The sequence below is a fragment of the Enterobacter sp. CGMCC 5087 genome, assembly GCF_003144775.1.
GTDB classification, from domain to species: domain Bacteria; phylum Pseudomonadota; class Gammaproteobacteria; order Enterobacterales; family Enterobacteriaceae; genus Enterobacter; species Enterobacter cloacae_M.
In genome coordinates, this window is sequence record NZ_QFXN01000364.1 from 1 (window position 1) to 561 (window position 561).

At 51.0% G+C, this 561-nt stretch carries 1 protein-coding gene; it reads left to right on the top strand.

Annotated features, from left to right (window positions below):
- On the top strand, nt 1–201 hold a 201-nt coding region (locus tag DEO48_RS26425; protein ID WP_146198357.1), incomplete at its 5' end, for an IS3 family transposase.
- Between the last annotated feature and the right edge of the window lie 360 nt (nt 202–561).

Genomic DNA, 561 nt, shown 5'->3' on the forward strand with positions numbered 1-561 from the left:
CGCTTCTTCCGTAGTCTGAAAACAGAATGGGTGCCGGCGGAAGGTTATACAGGCAAGGACGGGGCCCGGCAGCAAATTAATGAATACATATTGAACTACTACAATAGCGTCAGACCTCACCATTATAACGGTGGGCTGACTCCGGAAGAGTCAGAGAACAGGTACCATTTTTACTGTAAAACCGTGGCCAATATTACTTGACCACTACAGAGTATTTGCGAGCGTCTTTGTGCCGGCGACATTCCCCCGGACAGTCCCAGGAAGAGTGCGACGGTGGTTAACGGGTTGACCAGGGGCAGGAGGGCAATAAGCCCCAGCCCGACAATCCTGAGTAAATCTGACATGTTACCTTCTTATATGTGTATCAGTCTCCGGACATCAGTACAGGACGCTGGGTGAAGGGGTGATGCCGTACTGGTGACGAAGGGCGGTGAAATAACGCTCCGGGCATAACCGGAATGTAAGCGGCCTGTGGCTCGCAGGATAAAAAAAAGTCCGTCAGGGCACGGGGCACTGACGGACTGAAGAGATGATATTACCGAAAAAAAGACGTTTTTGTAG